Source organism: Rothia sp. HMSC062H08, from assembly GCF_001810775.1.
Lineage (GTDB): Bacteria > Actinomycetota > Actinomycetes > Actinomycetales > Micrococcaceae > Rothia.
Genome location: NZ_KV802674.1, coordinates 1 through 18,440 on the forward strand (window position 1 = coordinate 1; position 18,440 = coordinate 18,440).

Genomic DNA, 18,440 nt, shown 5'->3' on the forward strand with positions numbered 1-18,440 from the left:
GCCGCGGCGACTCATACAACTATACAGACCCCTAAACACCCCTGCAACCCGAAAATGGGTGAAGTAGAGCACAAATACGGGGGTTTAGGTTCATCCTGACCTAAACAGAACAGCAAAACCCCTAGTCAACGCAGGATAAGCCTCCCGAAAGTTCTTCAAAAAAAGTTTAAAAACCTTCAAAAGACCTCGAAAACCTGCAGAAGCTCCCTATAGAGCCCATATAGAAGGGCAGAAGAGCCCCTCAGCATCAAGAAGATAGGAAGAGAAGACGGGAAGAAAAGATGGGAAGAGGGGCTCCGCCCCTCCCCCATCTCTGTATTTCATACCGCCGTATTTCTGTACCGCTGCACTCCCCCGTTCTGCACCTCCCTATATATGAGCACCTACATATGGGGAGAGCGCAGAAGAGCACAGAAAAGGAGGGCACCCCTCACGGGGGCGCCCTCCTTATTCAAACTACAGAGCTACAGGCTGTAGCTCGCTAGCTTCAAAACTTTAGTTCGCGGAAGCGCGACGACGAGAAACATCGTACAGAGTAATACCCACAGCCATCGCCGCGTTCAAAGACTCCATCGCAGAATCAATCGGAATCGACACAATCTGATCGCAGTTCTCAGTCACCAGGCGGGACAGACCCTTACCCTCAGAACCAACCACCACGCACAGCGGCTCATTCGCAAGCTCCAGAGCCGGCAACTCAATATCGCCGCCGCCATCCAGACCAATCACGAAAATACCCTGCTCCTTAGCCTGCTGAATCACGCGAGTCAGATTAGTCGCCATCGCAACAGGAATACGAGCAGCCGCACCAGCACTAGTCTTCCACGCACCAGCAGTCACAGCAGCCGAACGACGCTCAGGAATAATCACGCCATCACCGCTAAACGCGGACACGCTACGAATAATCGCACCCAAGTTACGCGGATCAGTAATACCGTCCAAAGCAACAAACAGCGGCGGAGTCGACAGCTTACCCGAGTGCCAACGCTCCATAGTATCCAGCACCAGGTCAGTAGCGTCCGGGTATTTGTACGGAGGAATCTGCATCGCAACACCCTGATGCACAGAACCATCAGTCAAACGATCCAGCTCGCTACGCGGAATCTCCAGCATCGGAATATTGCGCTTATTCGCAATAGTCATAATCTCGCGGACGCGGTCATCCACCTCAATGCGGCTCATGATGTACAAGTGCTTCGAGGGAATCTCAGTACGCAGAGCCTCAAGCACCGCATTACGACCAGTCACCAGCTCATCGCTAGCACGCTTACCGCCCAGACGAGTCTGGAACTTACGGTTCGTACCGGTAGCAGCACGACGCTCAGCCGCACGCTTCATCTTATGCGCCTTGTGATAAACGCGGTCCTCAGCCTTCGGAGTAGGACCCTTACCCTCAAGCGCCTTACGACCGTGACCGCCAGTGCCCTTAGTAGCACCCTTCTTCTTGGTGGTAGCGCCCGGGCGCGAACCTGCCTTAGCCATTCTTCTCTTCCTTCGTCAAAGTAATGAATACGAGTCTACGCGAGAGAAACCCGCGCGACCTAAGCCTTACGCACAAACGCGGGGCACATCACCCTCTAGCCAACGCTCCAGCTCGAACCATTCGCGCCATCCTTCACCTGCACACCAGCAGACGCCAACAAATCACGCATCGCATCAGCCTTCGCCCAATCCTTCTGAGCACGAGCATCAGCACGCTCCGCCAACACAGCCTGAATCAGCGCATCCAAAGCCTCATGCTCAGCACCCGAAGTGCCCTCAGCGTTAAAGCTCATCAACTGCGCCAAGCCCAGAACCTCAGCCATAGCCATCACAGCATTCGCCGCCTCCGAAGCATCCTCACCAGAAGCAAGCGCCGCATTACCCGCACGAGTCTGCTCATGCAGAACCGCCAAAGCACGCGGAATATTCACGTCATCATCCATAGCCTCAGCAAAAGCCTCCGGAACCTCACGACCCGGCTTCAGCACATCCTGAGTTGCAGCAAGGAACGCCTCAACACGCTCAATAGCGGTTGCCGCCTCCTGCAGAGACGACGGACGGTAATCAAGAATCGAACGATAATGCGCACTACCCAGGTAATAACGAACCACCAGCGGACGAGCCATCTGCAGCATCTGCGCCGGCGAAATCGTATTACCGATAGACTTCGACATCTTCTCACCCTCATAGGTGACCATGCCGTTATGCATCCAGAAGTTCGCGAAATCATCACCAGCAGCAGTCGACTGCGCCAACTCATTCTCATGGTGCGGGAAACGCAAATCCAAACCGCCACCGTGAATATCGAAACGCGAACCCAAATACTTACCAGCCATCGCCGAGCACTCCAGATGCCAGCCCGGACGGCCGCGACCCCACGGAGACTCCCACGAAGCAGTCAGCGGCTCACCCTCCTTATAACCCTTCCACAGGGCAAAATCGCGAGGGTCACGCTTACCGCGCGGATCAGCATCCGCAGAATCCTGCATATCCTCAACGCTCTGATTCGTCAGCGCACCATACTTACCCCACGAACGCACGTCAAAATACACGTCACCAGAATCATCCAGCGCAGGATACGCGTGGCCACGATCAATCAGACGCTGAATCAGAGCAAACATCTCCGGAATATGACCGGTCGCACGCGGCTCATACGTCGGCGGATCAATACCCAACGCCGCATACGCCTGAGCAAAAACCTTCTCAAAACGGTACGCGAGCGCCCACCACTGCTCATTCGGGAACTCACCCTCAAAACCGGGTTCCATAGAATCAGCAGACTTCGCCAAAATCTTGTCATCAATATCAGTGACATTGCGGACCGTCGTCACCTTCAAACCGCGGTAACGCATCCAACGGCTCAACTGGTCAAAAACCAACGCCGAACGGATATGGCCCAGATGCGGTTCACCCTGCACCGTAGCACCACAATAATAGATACGCGCCTCACCGGGCACGACGGGCTCAAACTCACGAATAGTCGCGGAAGCTGAATCATAAAAACGCATAGTCACACTCTCATTCTACGGGGTCGGCTCAGACGCCGGGGCGGTAAATCAGCGATAGGTTACAGAATGGCTCGAAGCAGCCAAACACCTACGAACGCGGGTACACCAACGCCGTCGCAATAGCAGCCACACCCTCGCCGCGGCCCGTCAAACCCAAACCATCAGTAGTCGTCGCAATCACCGTCACCGGAGCACCCGCCGCCTCGCTCAGCACACGGTTCGCCTCATCACGGCGCGGAGAGAACTTCGGGCGGTTACCCACCAGCTGAACGCTCACATTACCAATCTCAAAACCAGCAGCACGCACAATCGCCGCAGCCTCAGAAAGAATACGAACACCAGAAGCGCCCTTCATATCCGGGCGGTCCACACCAAAATTAGAGCCCAAATCCCCCGTGCCGGAGGCGGCAAAAAGAGCATCCGCGGCAGCATGAGCCACCACATCACCATCAGAATGGCCGCTCAAACCACGCTCACCCGGCCAATGCAGACCAGCAATATACAGAGGAGTGCCCTCCTCACCAAAAGCGTGGACATCAACACCGGTACCAACACGAGGAATAACAGTCATCACAGGACCCTTCAATCGATTAAACATCTTCTCAGCAGCAGCGCCTCGGCAAAAGAGGCGTTAGGCGGCAGGGTTAGGCAGCAGAATCACCAAACAGCGCACGAGCAACCCGCAAATCCATCGGAGTCGTCACCTTAAACGCATCCGCATCACCGGCAACCGTCAACACCGGCTCACCCGCCGCCTCCATCGCCATCGCATCATCAGTCAACAGCTCAGCTTCCTCAGCAGGCAGGGAACGGCTACGCTCATGCGCCGCCAACAGGGCAGCCACCTCAAAACCCTGAGGAGTCTGCACCGCACGCATCTGCGCACGCGAAGGAGTACCCGTCACTAGGCCGGCAGAATCCACGGTCTTCACCGTATCCACCACGGGCAACACCGGAATCACCGCACGCACAACACCCTGCGGGCTCTCAGAACCTAAGCCCTCAAGCACTCGGTGATACACCTGCGGCGGAGTAAAAGCACGAGCGCAATCATGAATCAGCACATAATCCACCGGAACCTGCGCATCCTTCAAAGCATCCAACGCCGCAACCACCGAAGCCGTACGCGTATCACCGCCGGCAGTAATCAACGCACCGGCACGGCAGGCATCCTCCAAAAGCTCCGGGCAACTCACCGAACAATCAGCAGGAACAGTCACCACCACATGCTCAGCAACACCCGAAGCGAGCGCACCCTCCAACGCATAATCCAGCAAAGTACGACCATGCACACGCACAGCAGCCTTCGGAATCGGCTCACCCAGGCGAGTACCCGAACCAGCCGCCAAAACAATCACAGCAGTATTCGCCGCAGAAGCAGAACTCATCAGTCTCAAGCCCGCCTACGCCTCGAACTTATAGCCCAAGCCGCGAACCGTCACCACATACTGCGGGGCAGAAGAATCCGGCTCAATCTTCGAACGCAGACGCTTAATATGCACATCCAGGGTCTTCGTATCACCCACATAGTCAGCGCCCCACACGCGCTCAATCAGTTGGCCACGAGTCATCACACGACCCACATTGCGCAGCAGAATCTCCAGGAGCTCAAACTCCTTCAGTGGCATAGAAATCTCTTCACCATTAACCGTCACCACATGGCGGTCAATGTCCATACGCACCGGGCCGCCCTGCAGCACCGACTCAGTAGCAGAATCAGTCTCCGCCGAACGACGACGCAACACCGCGCGGATACGAGCAATCAGCTCACGCGCAGAATACGGCTTCGTCACATAGTCATCAGCGCCCAGTTCCAGACCGAGCACCTTATCCAGCTCAGAATCCTTAGCGGTCAGCATGATAATCGGGACCGAAGACACCTCACGCAGCTTACGGCACACCTCCATACCGGACATGCCCGGAAGCATCACATCCAGCAGCACCAAATCTGCGCCCTCGCGGTCAAACACCGGCAGAGCATCCAGACCGTTGTCCACAACAATCGTCTGGAAGCCCTCACGACCCAGCAAAAACGCAAGGGGATCCGAGAGGGCCTCTTCGTCCTCAACAATCAGAATTTTAGACATCAATAACTTCCTTCGATTTCATAAAACCTATACCGCTAACACTACACTGCGGCCGGAGGCTCGTTCAGCGGCAACGCCAACGTAAACGTCGAGCCTTCCTGCGGCATCGACCGAACCGTCACGCTACCACCGTGCTGAGTCATCACATGCTTCACAATGCTCAAGCCCAAACCAGTGCCGCCCGTCTGACGCGAACGAGCCGGATCAACCCGGTAAAAACGCTCAAAAATACGCTTCTGCTCGTCCTCCGGGATACCCACGCCCTGATCAGCAACCTCAACCAGCAGCTGATCAGCCACACGATGCACCCAAATATCCACCTTCGTATGCTCCGGCGAATAACGCACCGCGTTCTCCACCAGGTTCTGCACAGCAATACCGAGCAGCTCGGCGTCACCGTACACCTCGGGGACCTCCTCGATGCGGGTAGAAATCTGAATGTCCTTCTCCTCCGCCACAATATGCGAACGATCCACCGCATCAGCCACCAAAGAAGGCACCGACACCGGACCACCACGCGCAATCACATCAGTCGACTGCAGACGCGAAAGCTCAATAATGTCACGCACCAGCGCAGACAGGCGACGAGTCTCCTTATGCAGACGACCCACAAAATACTCAATCGCCTCCGGGTCATCACTCGCCTGTTCAATAGCCTCCGCAAGCAGACTCACCGCACCCACCGGAGTCTTCAACTCATGCGACACATTCGCCACAAAATCATTACGCATACGCTGCACACGAGAAATCTCAGTGCGGTCATCCGCGAGCACCAGAATGTACTCGTCACCCAAAGAAGCCACGCGAACGTCCAGCACCAGCGCCTCACCCTCACCGCGGTCAATTTCAAAAGTACGCTCCGCAAAAATACCGCGATGACGCACCATGCGAATCATATCCGCCAACTCATCAGACGCCACAGTATGACCACGCACCAAACCCATCGCATACGCACCCGGAGAAGCCTGAACCACGCCGCCCACCTCATCAATCACCAGGTAGGCGCGACCAATCACAGCAAGTACCTGAGCGGCACCATCACGCAGCGCCGGCGCCGATACCAAACTACGCTCCTGCTCCCGCTCACTACGCGCCACCGCGTTCATGCTCAGGACGCCCACCAGCAGACCTATCATGCCCGCAATAAAGGCGATCAGACCGGCATCCATGTACTTCCCTTCCATTCGGGTACCCCATAAGTATAAATGTGGCCGATACCCAGCACTTGGGCGAACGCCCCTCTTCTCAGACAGGCTCCCCGTGCAGAAACCCTGCAGAGAACGCAATGAGCCGCCCACCTCAACGGTGGACGGCTCATCACAATGACAGGGGTGAAACCCTGCCGGAGGTATTACTTGCCCTGGTTTGCTACGGCAGCAATAGCGTCCTTAGCAGCCTCGGGGTCCAGGTACTCGCCAGCCTTGACGGGCTGGAAGTTCTCATCCAGCTCGTAGTACAGCGGAATACCGGTGGGGATGTTCAGACCAGCAATGTCCTCATCGGAAATACCCTCGAGGTGCTTAACCAGCGAACGCAGGGAGTTACCGTGTGCAGCAACCAGAACGGTCTTACCTGCTGCGAGGTCGGGCTTGATGTCCGACTCCCAGTAGGGAAGCATACGGCCCAGAACGTCCTTCAGGCACTCGGTGCGGGGAGCGTTCTCAACATCCGCGTAGCGGGGGTCGTGTGCCTGCGAGTAGGGGTCGTTGTCATCCAGCGGGGGCGGCGGAACGTCGTAGGAACGACGCCAAGTCATGAACTTCTCGTCGCCGTATTCCTCGCGAATCTCGGACTTGTTCTTACCCTGCAGAGCGCCGTAGTGACGCTCGTTCAGGCGCCAGGTGCGCTTGACAGGAATCCACAGACGGTCTGCTGCATCCAGTGCAAGGTTTGCGGTGTTGATTGCGCGACGCTGCAGGGAGGTGTGAACAACATCGGGGAGGATGTTGCGCTCTGCCAGCAGCTCGCCGCCGCGCTTAGCCTCAGCGCGGCCCTTATCGGTCAGGTTAACGTCCACCCAGCCGGTGAACAGGTTCTTCTCGTTCCACTCGGACTGGCCGTGGCGCAGGAGTACTAGTTTGTAAGTCATACCTCTATTTTTTCATTTACCCGCCGGTTTGTCATGCCTTAGAGCCTAGAAAATATGCATTCTCCCAAAAATTTATAAGGGTCTTTTCTACCAGAACGAAAGGCTCAAAAACCCCGCCAGAAATAGGGAAAAGCCCCGCACACCATCCGACCGGGACAAACCCGTCAGACAGCGCACGAGGCTTCACCATCTATCGCACAAAGCGAGCGCACAAGCTAACGCTAGAAACGGCGGCGACCCACCGAAGGCCACACACCAGCCAAGAACACACAGCTAATCACAGCAGCAATCAGCTGAAGAATCAGTACAGTATTACCGCCGCCAGTCACCGCAGCAAAAACGCTAAACAGCGACACCGCAGCAGAACCACCGGTCAAAGCCAGCCACGTGTTCTTCGGGCGCTTACCGGCAAAATCGTACGCGTTCGCCGGAGACGACCACGCACGAACAAAAGCCAGCACACCAACCACAGCGCCGGCAACAGCCAGTAGCACATCGATAAGAGTGGTCACATAGATGACCAACAGAATAGGAGACATAGTATTCCTTAGAATCAGCAGCTTCTCTAGACAACCCTAGCAAAGCGCTTAGCGGACAACCTTAAAGGCCTCAACCAAGTCATTGTAAAGGTCATCCACGTTCTCAATACCCACCGACAGGCGCAGCAGAGACTCCGGAATCGAATCCGGCTCGTTACCGTGGCGACGACGACGCTCCACAAGAGACTCCACGCCACCCAGAGAGGTTGCCGGGGTCCACAGCTTCAACGCCTCCACGACGTTACGGGCACCAGCCGCATCGGTATCCAGAGTGACGCACAAAATCGCACCGAAACCGTCCATCTGCTTCTTCGCAACCTCATGACCGCGGTCGCTCTCCAGACCTGGGTAACGCACCTCAGTCACGAAGGGGTGCTCGCTCAGACGCTCTGCGAGAACCTGCGCGTTCTCTACAGCACGCTCCACGCGCAGCGCCAGGGTGCGCAGACCGCGCAAACCAAGCCACGCCTCCACCGGACCGGGGATTGCGCCGTTGGTGATGCGGTGGTGCAGCATCGCGTTGTACAGCTCCTCATTCGAGGTCAAGGTCATACCCAGCAGAACATCAGAGTGGCCCGCAAGGAACTTCGTAGCGGAGTGAACCACTACGTCTGCACCCAAATCCAGGGGACGCTGCAGAATCGGGGTCGCGAAGGTGTTGTCCACCGCGGTCACAATGCCCAGGCGGCGAGCAGCAGAAAGCAGGGCAGGCAGGTCAGCAACCTCAAGCATCGGGTTCGTGGGGCTTTCCAGCCACGCCAGGACCTTCGGTGCCGAGTAGTTCACGTTCTCCGGGGTCACGCCGGTGCGGGATGCGGCATCCTCCATAGCGGCGATAACGCTCTCGGTGTCTTCAATGTCCACGCGAACGAGCTCAATGATGCCGCGGCGTTCCAAATCCTTGCACAGGGTCACCGACGCCATGTATGCGTGCTTAGGAATCAGAACGATGGAACCAACCGGCAACAGGTCGATGACAGCAGCGACAGCAGCCATACCGGAGGGGAACAGCAGACCGGGCTGGGTAGCGTTCTCCAGCTTTGCCACAACCTCTTCCATGCCCTCCCAGGTGGGGTTCGAGAAGCGGGCGTACACGCGGTCCTGCTCAATATTGACGGCGTCCACACCGCGGTAGGTGGAAGAAAGAACGATCGGAGGGTTCACCGGCGCATCATGCTCGTGTGCCGGGCGGCCGCCAGAGACGACGAAGGTCTCTGCGGAGTAATTCATGTCGTGGTTATCTGCACTCATGTCTTTAAGCCTGGCACACCCTGGCATAGAACGCACGTCCGTACGAGTGATAGCACACAGGATTTACATGTTTTTTACCTTTATGCGCGCTCAACCCCACGCGGAGGTATCACCAAAACCGCACCGGTGCTGCTAAGAGACCCGGTACCCTTAAGGGTGATGGATACTCTCAGCTACACCCCCGATGCGCAGAATCTTCCCGCCGACCCGACCGGTCGCCGCGGGCTTTTTATCGTGGTTGAAGGAGGCGACGGCGCCGGCAAAACCACCCAGCTTACCTTGCTGGATAAAGCACTACGCGCCCGCGGATACCGTGTCATCACCACCCGCGAACCCGGCGGCACCGAGATTGGCGAAAAGCTGCGAGCGCTCGTCCTTGAGGCAGGTCAGGGCACCATTGACGACCGCACCGAGGCACTGATTTTTGCGGCGTCCCGCGCGGCACACGCCTCCCAGCTGATTCGCCCGGCGCTCGCTGAGGGCGCCATCGTACTCAGCGACCGCTATATTGACTCTTCTGCCGCCTACCAGGGCGTAGGCCGTGATCTGGGCGTTGAAACCATCGTCGATTTGAGCCGTTGGGCCACCGCCGATCTGGTTCCCGACGCAACCCTGCTGTTGAGCGTGCCGCTGAGTGCCGAGCAGGAACGCATGGACCAGCGCGGCACCGTCGACCGTATTGAGGCTGAAGGTGCGGCGTTCAAGGCGCGTATTCACGGCGCGTTCGAGCAGATCGCCCGCGAGGACGCTAACGGTTCGCACCGCATCATTGATGGTGTGGGCACGATTGAGCAGGTGCACGCGCGCGTGCTCGAGGTGATTGAGCCTCTGCTTGCCCTCCGCGAGCTGGTCCGCACCGGTAAGGAGGGCTCATGAGCCTCTGGGATACCCTGCTGATTCCCGCCGATAAGCTCCAGCAGCTACGCGCAGACGCCGCAGCTGACCGCCCCACGCACGCTTGGCTGTTTACCGGGGCGACCGGCGCGCCTCACCGTGAGGCGGCAAAGGTTTTCGCCGCCGCTCTGCTGTGCGAGCAACCCGACCCGCAGAACCGCGGGTGCGGCCAGTGCAAGGGTTGTGTGACCGTGATGAACGGTTCGCACGCGGATTTTACGCACTTTAGTACCGAGGCGATGCAGATTAGCATTGATGAGGCACGCGAGCTGGTCATGAAGGCTCAGGACCGCCCAACCGTGGGTCGTTGGCGCGTGATTCTGGTCGAGGACACCGAACGCATGCCGGAGCGTACCTCCAATGTGTTGTTGAAGGCAATTGAGGAGCCGCCGCCGCACACGATTTGGCTGCTGACGGCGCCCTCCCCCACTGACGTGCTGGTGACGATTCGTTCGCGTTGCCGTCCGGTTCAGCTGCCAGTTCCGACGGATGCTCAGGTGCACGAGTATTTGCTGGCGCACGGCGTGGCTGATCCGTTGGCGCAGCGTGCGGCCCGTCTGGCTCTGGGTGATGCGCAGGAGGGGTACCGTCTGGCAACCGATGAGCAGGCGATGGCTCGTCGGGAGCTGATTACCTCCCTGATTCTGAATGTTCGTTCTATTTCTTCGGCTTTCAATGCAGCTGAGAAGCTCACTGACCTTGCCGACCAGGACTCACAGGCCGTCTCCGCTCTCAAGGATGAGCAGGAACGCCAGGAGCTGCTGACTCTGTTGGGTATTCGTGAGGGCGAGCGGGTTTCGCCATCTTTGCGAGCGCAGGTTCGCCGTCTGGAGGAGCAGCAGAAGCGCCGCGCTAAGCGCGTTTCCTCCGATACGCTGTTGCGTTCCGTGGCGCAGGTTCAGACGGTACTGCGTGATGCGTTGACGGTGGCTCTGTCGGCGAAGGCTCCGCTGGTCAATGAGCATTTGCGTGAGCCCCTAGAAGCGTTCTGCACCCGCCGTTCCGCCCTGCAGCTACTGGAGGATGTGCAGGCGATTGAGCTGACTCTGCGTCGCCTGCGGACGAACGCAAATGCGCGTCTGGCGCTTGAAGCATTGATGAGCCGCTTCGTGTATTAGAAACGCTCAGACAAGAGTCTTTGGCTCTTCAAGACAGCACAAAATGGGGAGGCACCGAAGAAATATTCTTCGATGCCTCCCCTTTTTCTATTGGTTCTCAGTGCCCCTAGAGTTTAGTTGCGGAATCGAGCTTAGTTGCGGAAACCGTGAACCGGCGACGGAATACGACCGCAGCGGGCGATGAACGCCTCCGCGCTGGGGGTGTGGGTGGGCATGACGGGTGCTCGACCGAGCAGGCCACCAAATTCGACCATGTCGCCTACGCCCAGGCCGACCGCCGGGATGACGCGAACCGCGGTGGTCTTGTGGTTCATCACGCCGATTGCTGCCTCGTCGGCAATCATTGCGGCGAGGGTCGCGGCGGGGGTGTCGCCGGGAACCGCGACCATGTCCAGGCCCACCGAGCAGATGGCGGTCATCGCTTCAAGCTTATCGAGGCTGATGTGTCCGGCGGCTGCGGATTCAATCATGCCGATGTCCTCAGAGATCGGGATGAAGGACCCGGAGAGGCCGCCGACATTTGAGCACGCCATGAGGCCACCCTTCTTCACCGCGTCGTTGAGCAACGCGAGTGCCGCAACGGTACCGTGGGTACCGACGGTTTCCAGACCCATTTCCTCGAGGATGTGTGCGACCGAGTCGCCAATCTCTGCGGTGGGCGCCAGGGAGAGGTCGATAATGTTGAACTGCACGCCAAGGCGTTCAGCGGCGAGGGTACCGACCAGCTGGCCAACGCGGGTAATCTTGAAGGCTGCCTTCTTGATTTCTTCTGCACAAGTGTCGAAGGATTCGCCGCGGACCTTCTGCAGGGCGCGGTGTACCACGCCGGGGCCGGAGACACCCACGGAGATGGTGGTGTCTGCCTCCTGAACACCGTGGAATGCGCCCGCCATGAAGGGGTTGTCGCTGACGGCGTTCGCGAAGACGACGAGCTTGGCGCAGCCGAAGCCGTGTGCATCCGCGGTCAGGTCTGCGGTGGCGCGGATGGTCTCGCCCATGAGCTTGACTGCGCTCATGTTAATGCCGGCTCGGGAGGATCCGATGTCTACGGAGGAGCAGACCACGTCGGTTTCTGCGAGCGCTCGCGGGATGGAGCGAATCAGCTTCTCGTCGGCGGGGGTCATGCCCTTATCGACGAGGGCGCTGAAGCCGCCGACGAAGTTCACGCCGACTGCCTTCGCAGCTGCGTCGAGGGTACGAGCGAACTCTACATAGTCCTCGTCGCCGGAGGCGCCTGCCACCAGCGCGATGGGGGTGACGGCGATGCGCTTGTTGACGATCGGGATGCCGAGCTCAGCTTCGATACCTTCGCAGACGCTGACGAGGTTTGCGGCGCGGTTGGTGATCTTGTCGTAGATTTTGCGGCGGGCTACTTCGCCGTCGGAGTCGGCGCAGTCGAGCAGGGAGATGCCCATGGTGACGGTGCGAATGTCGAGCTTCTGCTCCTCGATCATTCGGATGGTTTCTAGAATATTGGTGTTGCGCATCAGTGGAGCCCTAGATGGCGTGCATTGCTTTGAAGATGGATTCTGCCTGGATGCGAATCTGCACCTTCTGTTCGTGTTCGACACCGATCATGGCTTCCTGCAGATCGATGAGGTTCTGCTGCGCTTCGTCGAAGGAGCAGTGCATGATCATGGTGAAGTATTCGCCCATGATGGTCTGGGAGACGTCGAGGACGTTGACCTTACGCTCGGCGAGGGTTGCGGTCACGGCAGCGATGATGCCTTCGTGGTCGATGCCTGTGACGGTGAGGATGATCTTCACAGTGTTCTCCTAGCAGTTTGGGGCTGCGTACCTGAGGAAGAGGTGCATAAAGGCACAGGTATACGCATATTTATAAGACCAATTATAGGTTACTCAGAACACACTGTGCAGGGTAGACACAAAAATATCCCCTGCATCCCATATTCGGGGCATAAAAAATCCACGCCTTCCCGGTCTGAATAAATACAGGGAAGAACGTGGATTCTTTATTATGTGCCAGTCTTGATGTATCTTTCGACACTCCTTATATCTGGCTAGATTATAACTGTCTAGAAGTTTTAGTTATCGAGGATTATTTCCTAAACATAAGAAGCAATGTACAGCTCGCCATTACCGCTCAAGGTTGCCTCGGAGGGCTCACCCACGTGCAGTACCGACTCGGTGGCGCCCAGCACGAACTCTTCGGTGCCGTTGCCGTCTGCCGCGTGAATGGTGATTTCACCGGATACGCTCAGTGCGGCACTAATACCCTCAAAGGTGTATTCCTGCGGCTTGCCCTCTTCAACGCGGATGCGGGTTACGCTCATGCGCTCATCCCACATGGCATAGGTGCCCACGGGTGCGTTATCGGGGGTGGGTTGCTGAATCACGGGGGCGTCCTGGCTTTCGCCGAGAACCTTGATGAGCTCTTCGGTGTCGATGTGCTTTGCGGTCAGACCCGCGCGCATCACGTTATCGGAGGGGTTCATCAGCTCAATGGCGGTACCGGAGACGTAGGCGTGCACCTGGCCGTCGGGGGTGAATGCGGATTCGCCGGGTGCCAGGTGCACCAGGTTCATGACGAATGCGACGAGCAGGCCGCGGTCGCCGGGGTACTTGCCGGCAACAATCTGTACGAGCTCAGCGGCGTCAGCAATGAGCGCGTTTTCGGAGCCGGTCAGCTGTGCTGCCACCTCGATGAGCTGTTCAACAGCGGTTGCGGCAGCGTCTTCGGGCATGCGAATAATCTCGGTCAACAGCTGCTTGGGGGTAAGCTCCACGCGCTCTGCCAGCCAGTCAGCTTTGAATGCCCTCGCCAGTTCTGCCAGCTGCGCGGAGGTGCGCACACCGGTGAGCACACGCATCGGGGTCAGCGCAATGACGGTTTCGGGCTTGGAGTAGCGGTCCTTGTAGTTGCGGTGCGGCGCGTCAATCGCGATGCCGCGTGCCTGCTCGTCCTCGAAGCCAGCAATAGCCTGCTCGGGGGTGGGGTGCACCTGAATCGACAGGGGTGCATCAATCGCAAGGATCTTAAAGAGGAAAGGGAACCAGTCGGAGGTACGGTCCGGGCGCAGGAAACGGGAGGGCTCAGCCTGAATCAGTTCGTTGAGCGGGGACTCGGTGCCGTCAACGGTTGCGCGGGAGGGAGCAGCCGGATGCGCACCAACCCACACCTCAGCCTCGGGCTGCTCGGTGGGTACGGGCACGCCACGCATGCGTCCGAGAATTTCGCGGGAACCCCACGCATAATTCTGAATCTGGTTTTTTAGGGAAAAAATCTCACCCATGGGGGAAAATACCTCTCGACGTGAGTTATTTGAAGCAAGTGACGTGATAAAAAACCCATACATTCAGCGGAATTTATAAGGTTTTACCAGCCCATTATAGAGGCTACTTGCACTTCTTTACCGCTAAAATAAAAGGCGTGACTACTATTAATCTACATGACTCATTCAAAGCGTACGACGTGCGTGGCATCGTCGGCGAAACCATTACCGCAGAGACTGTTCGCGCTACTGGCGCGGCTTTCGTAGACGTTCTGGGCCTGGAGGGCCAGACCATTCTGGTCGGCGGCGACATGCGCCCCTCCTCCCCCGAATTCATGGATGCATTCGCCCAGGGTGCAACCGCTCGCGGTGCAAATGTTGAGAAGATCGGTCTGATCTCCACTGACGTTCTGTACTTCGCATGTGGCGTTGAGAACGCTGCCGGTGTTACCTTCACCGCTAGCCACAACCCCGCAGAGTACAACGGCATGAAGATGTCCAAGGCTGGCGCTGTTCCGCTGTCTTCCGAGTCCGGTCTGTTCGATATTCGCGATCTGGCTCAGAAGTACCTGGATTCGGGCGAGATTCCTTCGGTTGAGAAGGTCGGCACCGTTTCTGAGAAGGACATTCTCAAGCCTTACGCAGAGTACCTGCGCAAGCTGGTTGATCTGTCTTCCATCCGCCCCCTGAAGGTTGTTGTTGACGCTGGTAACGGCATGGGTGGTATGACCACTCCCGCTGTTCTGGGCGACACCATCCTGCCGGGCCTGCCCCTGGAAATCGTTCCTCTGTACTTCGAGCTGGACGGTACCTTCCCGAACCACCCGGCTAACCCGCTGGAGCCGGCTAACCTGGTTGACCTGCAGAAGGCTGTTGTTGAGCACGGTGCTGACATTGGTCTGGCATTCGACGGCGACGCTGACCGTTGCTTCGTCATCGACGAGAAGGGTGAGCCCGTCACTCCTTCCGCTGTGACCGCTCTGGTTGCTGAGCGCGAGATTGCTCGTGCGAAGGCTGAGGGTAACGAAGAGCCCGTCATCATCTACAACCTGATCACCTCGAAGGCTGTTCCTGAGCTGGTTGAGAAGCTGGGCGGCCGCGCAGTGAAGACCCGCGTGGGCCACTCCTTCATCAAGGCTGTTATGGCTGAGGAGAACGGCGTTTTCGGTGGCGAGCACTCCGCTCACTACTACTTCAAGGACTTCTTCAACGCAGACACCGGCATGCTCGCTGCAATGCACGTGCTGGCTGCTCTGGGTGGTAGCGATCAGCCTCTCTCCGAGATCAGCGCGAAGTACTCTCCGTACGTTGCTTCCGGTGAGATCAACTCCGAGCTGGAAGACAAGGCAGCCGCTGTGGACCGCGTGCGTGCACACTACGCTAACGCTCCCGTGGTTGTTGAGGACTCCGACGGCACCACCTTCACCAACACCGAAGAGGGTTGGTGGGTGAACCTGCGTCCTTCGAACACCGAGCCTTTCCTGCGCCTGAACCTTGAGGCACCGGATGTTGCGACTATGGAGCGCGTCCGCGACGAGGTTCTGGCTCTGGTTCGCCAGGGCTAAGCACTAGCTAGCTGCTAAAGATCCCGTCCCGCAGATTATTTCTGCGGGACGGGATCTTTTATTTTGGGTTCTAAAAACCCGGCTAGGTTCTCCTATCTCAGAGGAAGAACCTAGCCGGGTTTAAGAAACCTAGCGGACGAGCCGGCTTACGGGGTTTTTACGCCTCGCGTGCCTGGTCGTGGAGCATCCACTGGTCGGGGCCGAAGATTTCGTAGTTGATGTTCTTGCCGGGAACGCCTGCCTCAACCAGTGCGGAGCGTACGCCCTGCATGAAGGGCAGCGGGCCGCAGAGGTAGACGTTAGCGTTGGCGGGAACGTCCAGCTTGGAGACGTCGACGCGGCCGGTGTAGTCGCCACCCTCACCTTCGATGAAGGAGACGAGGCGTGCGTTGGGCAGCTTGCCGACGAGCTCGGTGAGCTCTTCGCGCAGGGGCCAGGTGTCCAGGCGGCGGTCTGCGTGGACCACGGTCACGGGGCGCTCGGAGCCCTTCTCAACCAGCTCGGAGAGGAAGCTGAGCATGGGGGTGGTGCCAATACCTGCGGAGAAGAGGTACAGGGGTGCCTGGGGGTCGCCGAAGCCTTCCAGGGTCAGGTCACCGTAGGGGTTGGAGACCTCGACGACTGCGCCGACTTCCAGCTCGTGCAGGATGGAGGTCATCTCGCCGTTGGGGTCGAGCTTCACAGCGATGCGGCGCTGGTTCTTTTCGCTGGGCAGCAGGGTGTACTGGCGTGCCTGGCGCAGGCCGTCACGTGCGGGAACGACGATGGAGATGTACTGGCCGCCCTTGGACTCGGTCATGGGGGTCTCGTCGGCGGGCTCGAAGGTCAGCACGACAACGTTCTCGCCGGTCTCCTTGCGCTCAACGAGCTTGAAGGGTGCGAACATGACGTCGTTTGCCTGAGAAGCGTACAGGCCCTTCTCCAGCTTGATGAGGGCGTTGCCCATGAGCCAGTAGACCTCGGTCCATGCCTCAACGATTTCGGGGGTAGCCAAATCGCCCAGGTTAGCGGCGATTGCCTCGAAGAGGTACTTGTAGACGGTGGGGTATTCTTCTTCCTTCAGGCCCAGGGATGCGTGCTTGTGGGCCACGCGGGAGAGGACCTCGTCCGGGTAGGAGTCCGGGTGCTCGACAATGTAGGAAGCGAATACTGCGATGGAGCCAGCCAGTGCGCGAGGCTGAGTGCCTTCAAGCTGGGAGGAGCGGGAGAACATGCCGTCCATCAGGTCGGGGCGGGCAGCAAACATTCGACGGTAGAAGTCGGGGGTGATGTCGTTGATGCGCTCAGCGATAATGGGCAACGTTGCCTCAATAATGGGGCGGGACTTCTCAGAGAGCATGTCATGCCTTCTTCCTGTGTGGTCACCTCGGTCATTGTGGCGAGGCCCCTCAATATCAGTATTGCGGGGCATTCACTCAGACAGCTCAGTTGGTGACGAAGTGTTTATAAAGCACCCTTACCGTAGCATTTTGCGGGGTGCTTGCGCTGTGTGCAGGTCATGCCCCGAGGGTTATTTGGCGCTACAGATGCTACTTATGGTTCACCCTGACTCAAAGAGAGAGCCGAGCGTCACACTATATATTTTCAGCACTGTTTTTGAGTTCGCCGGGTGACTAGCCCCGAAGTGTGCATAAAAATTCTGGCATGGAAATATATTTACTATGGAAAGTATGCAGTGCGGTGCAAAAATGAATATGGTCACATTTTCTGCATTTGAAAAGCAAATTTGCAATATCCTGCATTTACTGCACATTTTCCGGGTTCGTGCAGGTGCCGACAACCGCGCACGCAGAGTCAAAAACACTCCCCCGCGGCCCTCAAAACCCCCACGAAACACCCCCGCGCGAACCGCCTAGCAGCCCCCGCATCAAGCACAGAAACGCCCAAACCTCCGTGTTAAAAACTCTGTGGAGCCTCCCGCTGGAAAGCTCCACAGGCATCACGTATCGCTTGAATACTTACGACTAGCGCGCAGGCAACGCATTCTCCGGAGGCCCAAAGCCCAGCTCGACGAACACCGGGCCAACGGGGCGCGCACCGGCAGTCAGTTCGCTAATGATCACCGAATCAACCGATGCATAGAATGCCTCGCGAGCCTTCGCCAGCACATTGCGCAGGCGACAGAACTTATCGAGGGGGCAGTGGCCATTCTCGTCCTCGCACTCAATCATGGGGATATCGCCCTCAGTAGCGCGAAGAATAGTGCCGACGGTCGCAGAACGACCCGCATCCGAAAGCATGACGCCACCGGAACGACCGCGAGTCGAGTCCAGGTAACCCATGTTCACGAGGAAAGCTACAGCCTTCGCCACGTGGTTGTAGGGGGTGTCCACACCTTCAGCGATCTTCTGGGTGGAAAGCTTCTGACCGGGCTCCAGAGCAGACAGGAGCATCAGAACGCGGAGCGAGACATCCGAGAATGCTGTCAAACGCATGGATACTCCTTCTAATCTCTCGTGCCACCACATATCAGTACATGTAGCAGCGGATATGCGCAGCTCGTGAAAGCCATGTGCATTCAAAAATCTTACATTGGAATTGTATAGGGGTGATAAGAGAGGCAAGAAATTATAACCAGCTGCTTCTGTGCCCCAACCACCCCGGCGGGGATTTAAAGTATTTCTCAAGAGCAAGTGGACTGCATAGCCTTACATTCACACCTTTGCGAGAAAAC

The 18,440-nt window shown here is 57.8% G+C and carries 17 protein-coding genes; 3 read left to right on the top strand and 14 right to left on the bottom strand.

All coding sequences use genetic code 11. The features are described from left to right. Nucleotides 1-495: 495 nt before the first annotated feature. From rlmB to HMPREF2765_RS07300, 9 genes are all read right to left on the bottom strand, one after another. The gene (rlmB, locus tag HMPREF2765_RS07260; protein WP_070605010.1) at nucleotides 496-1,482 is read right to left on the bottom strand and encodes a 23S rRNA (guanosine(2251)-2'-O)-methyltransferase RlmB; all 987 of its coding nucleotides are present in this window, start codon (nucleotides 1,480-1,482) and stop codon (nucleotides 496-498) included. 95 nt (nucleotides 1,483-1,577) lie between these two features. After that, nucleotides 1,578-2,996 (bottom strand): cysteine--tRNA ligase, encoded by a 1,419-nt coding sequence (gene cysS / locus HMPREF2765_RS07265; RefSeq protein ID WP_070605013.1) that lies wholly within the window; start codon nucleotides 2,994-2,996, stop codon nucleotides 1,578-1,580. Between the two features lie 82 nt (nucleotides 2,997-3,078). Next, on the bottom strand, nucleotides 3,079-3,561 hold the full coding sequence (gene ispF, locus HMPREF2765_RS07270; RefSeq protein WP_005509302.1) for a 2-C-methyl-D-erythritol 2,4-cyclodiphosphate synthase: 483 nt from the start codon (nucleotides 3,559-3,561) through the stop codon (nucleotides 3,079-3,081). 73 nt (nucleotides 3,562-3,634) lie between these two features. After that, entirely contained in the window at nucleotides 3,635-4,378 is a 744-nt protein-coding gene (gene ispD / locus HMPREF2765_RS07275) for a 2-C-methyl-D-erythritol 4-phosphate cytidylyltransferase (RefSeq protein ID WP_070605015.1), read from the bottom strand. Between the two features lie 15 nt (nucleotides 4,379-4,393). Beyond that, complete coding sequence (locus HMPREF2765_RS07280; protein ID WP_005507150.1) at nucleotides 4,394-5,077, bottom strand: response regulator transcription factor; 684 nt, start codon at nucleotides 5,075-5,077, stop codon at nucleotides 4,394-4,396. A 41-nt stretch (nucleotides 5,078-5,118) separates the two neighbouring features. Then, nucleotides 5,119-6,246, bottom strand: coding sequence for a sensor histidine kinase (locus HMPREF2765_RS07285; protein WP_049357739.1), 1,128 nt, complete (start codon nucleotides 6,244-6,246; stop codon nucleotides 5,119-5,121). Nucleotides 6,247-6,428: 182 nt separating this feature from the next. Beyond that, on the bottom strand, nucleotides 6,429-7,166 hold the full coding sequence (locus HMPREF2765_RS07290; protein ID WP_070605018.1) for a phosphoglyceromutase: 738 nt from the start codon (nucleotides 7,164-7,166) through the stop codon (nucleotides 6,429-6,431). A gap of 221 nt (nucleotides 7,167-7,387) precedes the next feature. Continuing rightward, nucleotides 7,388-7,705 carry a DUF2516 family protein gene (locus tag HMPREF2765_RS07295; RefSeq protein ID WP_070605019.1) on the bottom strand — a complete coding sequence of 106 codons (318 nt, stop codon included), beginning with the start codon at nucleotides 7,703-7,705 and terminating at the stop codon, nucleotides 7,388-7,390. A gap of 48 nt (nucleotides 7,706-7,753) precedes the next feature. Next, nucleotides 7,754-8,956 carry a trans-sulfuration enzyme family protein gene (locus tag HMPREF2765_RS07300; RefSeq protein ID WP_070605022.1) on the bottom strand — a complete coding sequence of 401 codons (1,203 nt, stop codon included), beginning with the start codon at nucleotides 8,954-8,956 and terminating at the stop codon, nucleotides 7,754-7,756. Nucleotides 8,957-9,115: 159 nt separating this feature from the next. On the opposite strand from HMPREF2765_RS07300, the gene tmk reads away from it, so the two are divergent. Together tmk and HMPREF2765_RS07310 are read left to right on the top strand one after the other, a co-directional pair. Next, nucleotides 9,116-9,832 (top strand): dTMP kinase, encoded by a 717-nt coding sequence (gene tmk / locus HMPREF2765_RS07305; protein WP_083303635.1) that lies wholly within the window; start codon nucleotides 9,116-9,118, stop codon nucleotides 9,830-9,832. Beyond that, the gene (locus tag HMPREF2765_RS07310; RefSeq protein WP_070605025.1) at nucleotides 9,829-10,968 is read left to right on the top strand and encodes a DNA polymerase III subunit delta'; all 1,140 of its coding nucleotides are present in this window, start codon (nucleotides 9,829-9,831) and stop codon (nucleotides 10,966-10,968) included. Before tmk ends, HMPREF2765_RS07310 begins: the two co-directional genes overlap by 4 nt. 131 nt (nucleotides 10,969-11,099) lie before the next feature. Here the strand turns inward: HMPREF2765_RS07310 and HMPREF2765_RS07315 are convergent, their stop codons facing one another. The 3 genes from HMPREF2765_RS07315 to manA form a co-directional block, all read right to left on the bottom strand. Next, on the bottom strand, nucleotides 11,100-12,455 hold the full coding sequence (locus HMPREF2765_RS07315; protein ID WP_049340341.1) for a PFL family protein: 1,356 nt from the start codon (nucleotides 12,453-12,455) through the stop codon (nucleotides 11,100-11,102). 10 nt (nucleotides 12,456-12,465) lie between these two features. Further along, the gene (locus tag HMPREF2765_RS07320) at nucleotides 12,466-12,735 is read right to left on the bottom strand and encodes an ACT domain-containing protein (protein ID WP_049340339.1); all 270 of its coding nucleotides are present in this window, start codon (nucleotides 12,733-12,735) and stop codon (nucleotides 12,466-12,468) included. Between the two features lie 299 nt (nucleotides 12,736-13,034). Further along, on the bottom strand, nucleotides 13,035-14,222 hold the full coding sequence (gene manA, locus HMPREF2765_RS07325) for a mannose-6-phosphate isomerase, class I (protein WP_070605027.1): 1,188 nt from the start codon (nucleotides 14,220-14,222) through the stop codon (nucleotides 13,035-13,037). Between the two features lie 137 nt (nucleotides 14,223-14,359). Between manA and HMPREF2765_RS07330 the strand changes: the two genes are divergently transcribed. Beyond that, the gene (locus tag HMPREF2765_RS07330) at nucleotides 14,360-15,766 is read left to right on the top strand and encodes a phosphomannomutase/phosphoglucomutase (protein WP_070605030.1); all 1,407 of its coding nucleotides are present in this window, start codon (nucleotides 14,360-14,362) and stop codon (nucleotides 15,764-15,766) included. A gap of 157 nt (nucleotides 15,767-15,923) precedes the next feature. On the opposite strand, the gene HMPREF2765_RS07335 is transcribed toward HMPREF2765_RS07330, so the two are convergent. Then, nucleotides 15,924-17,105, bottom strand: coding sequence for an FAD-binding oxidoreductase (locus HMPREF2765_RS07335; RefSeq protein WP_070605032.1), 1,182 nt, complete (start codon nucleotides 17,103-17,105; stop codon nucleotides 15,924-15,926). Between the two features lie 625 nt (nucleotides 17,106-17,730). Further along, a complete protein-coding gene (locus HMPREF2765_RS07340) occupies nucleotides 17,731-18,201 on the bottom strand; it encodes an RrF2 family transcriptional regulator (protein ID WP_044150790.1) in 471 nt (156 codons plus the stop codon). Nucleotides 18,202-18,440: the final 239 nt, after the last annotated feature.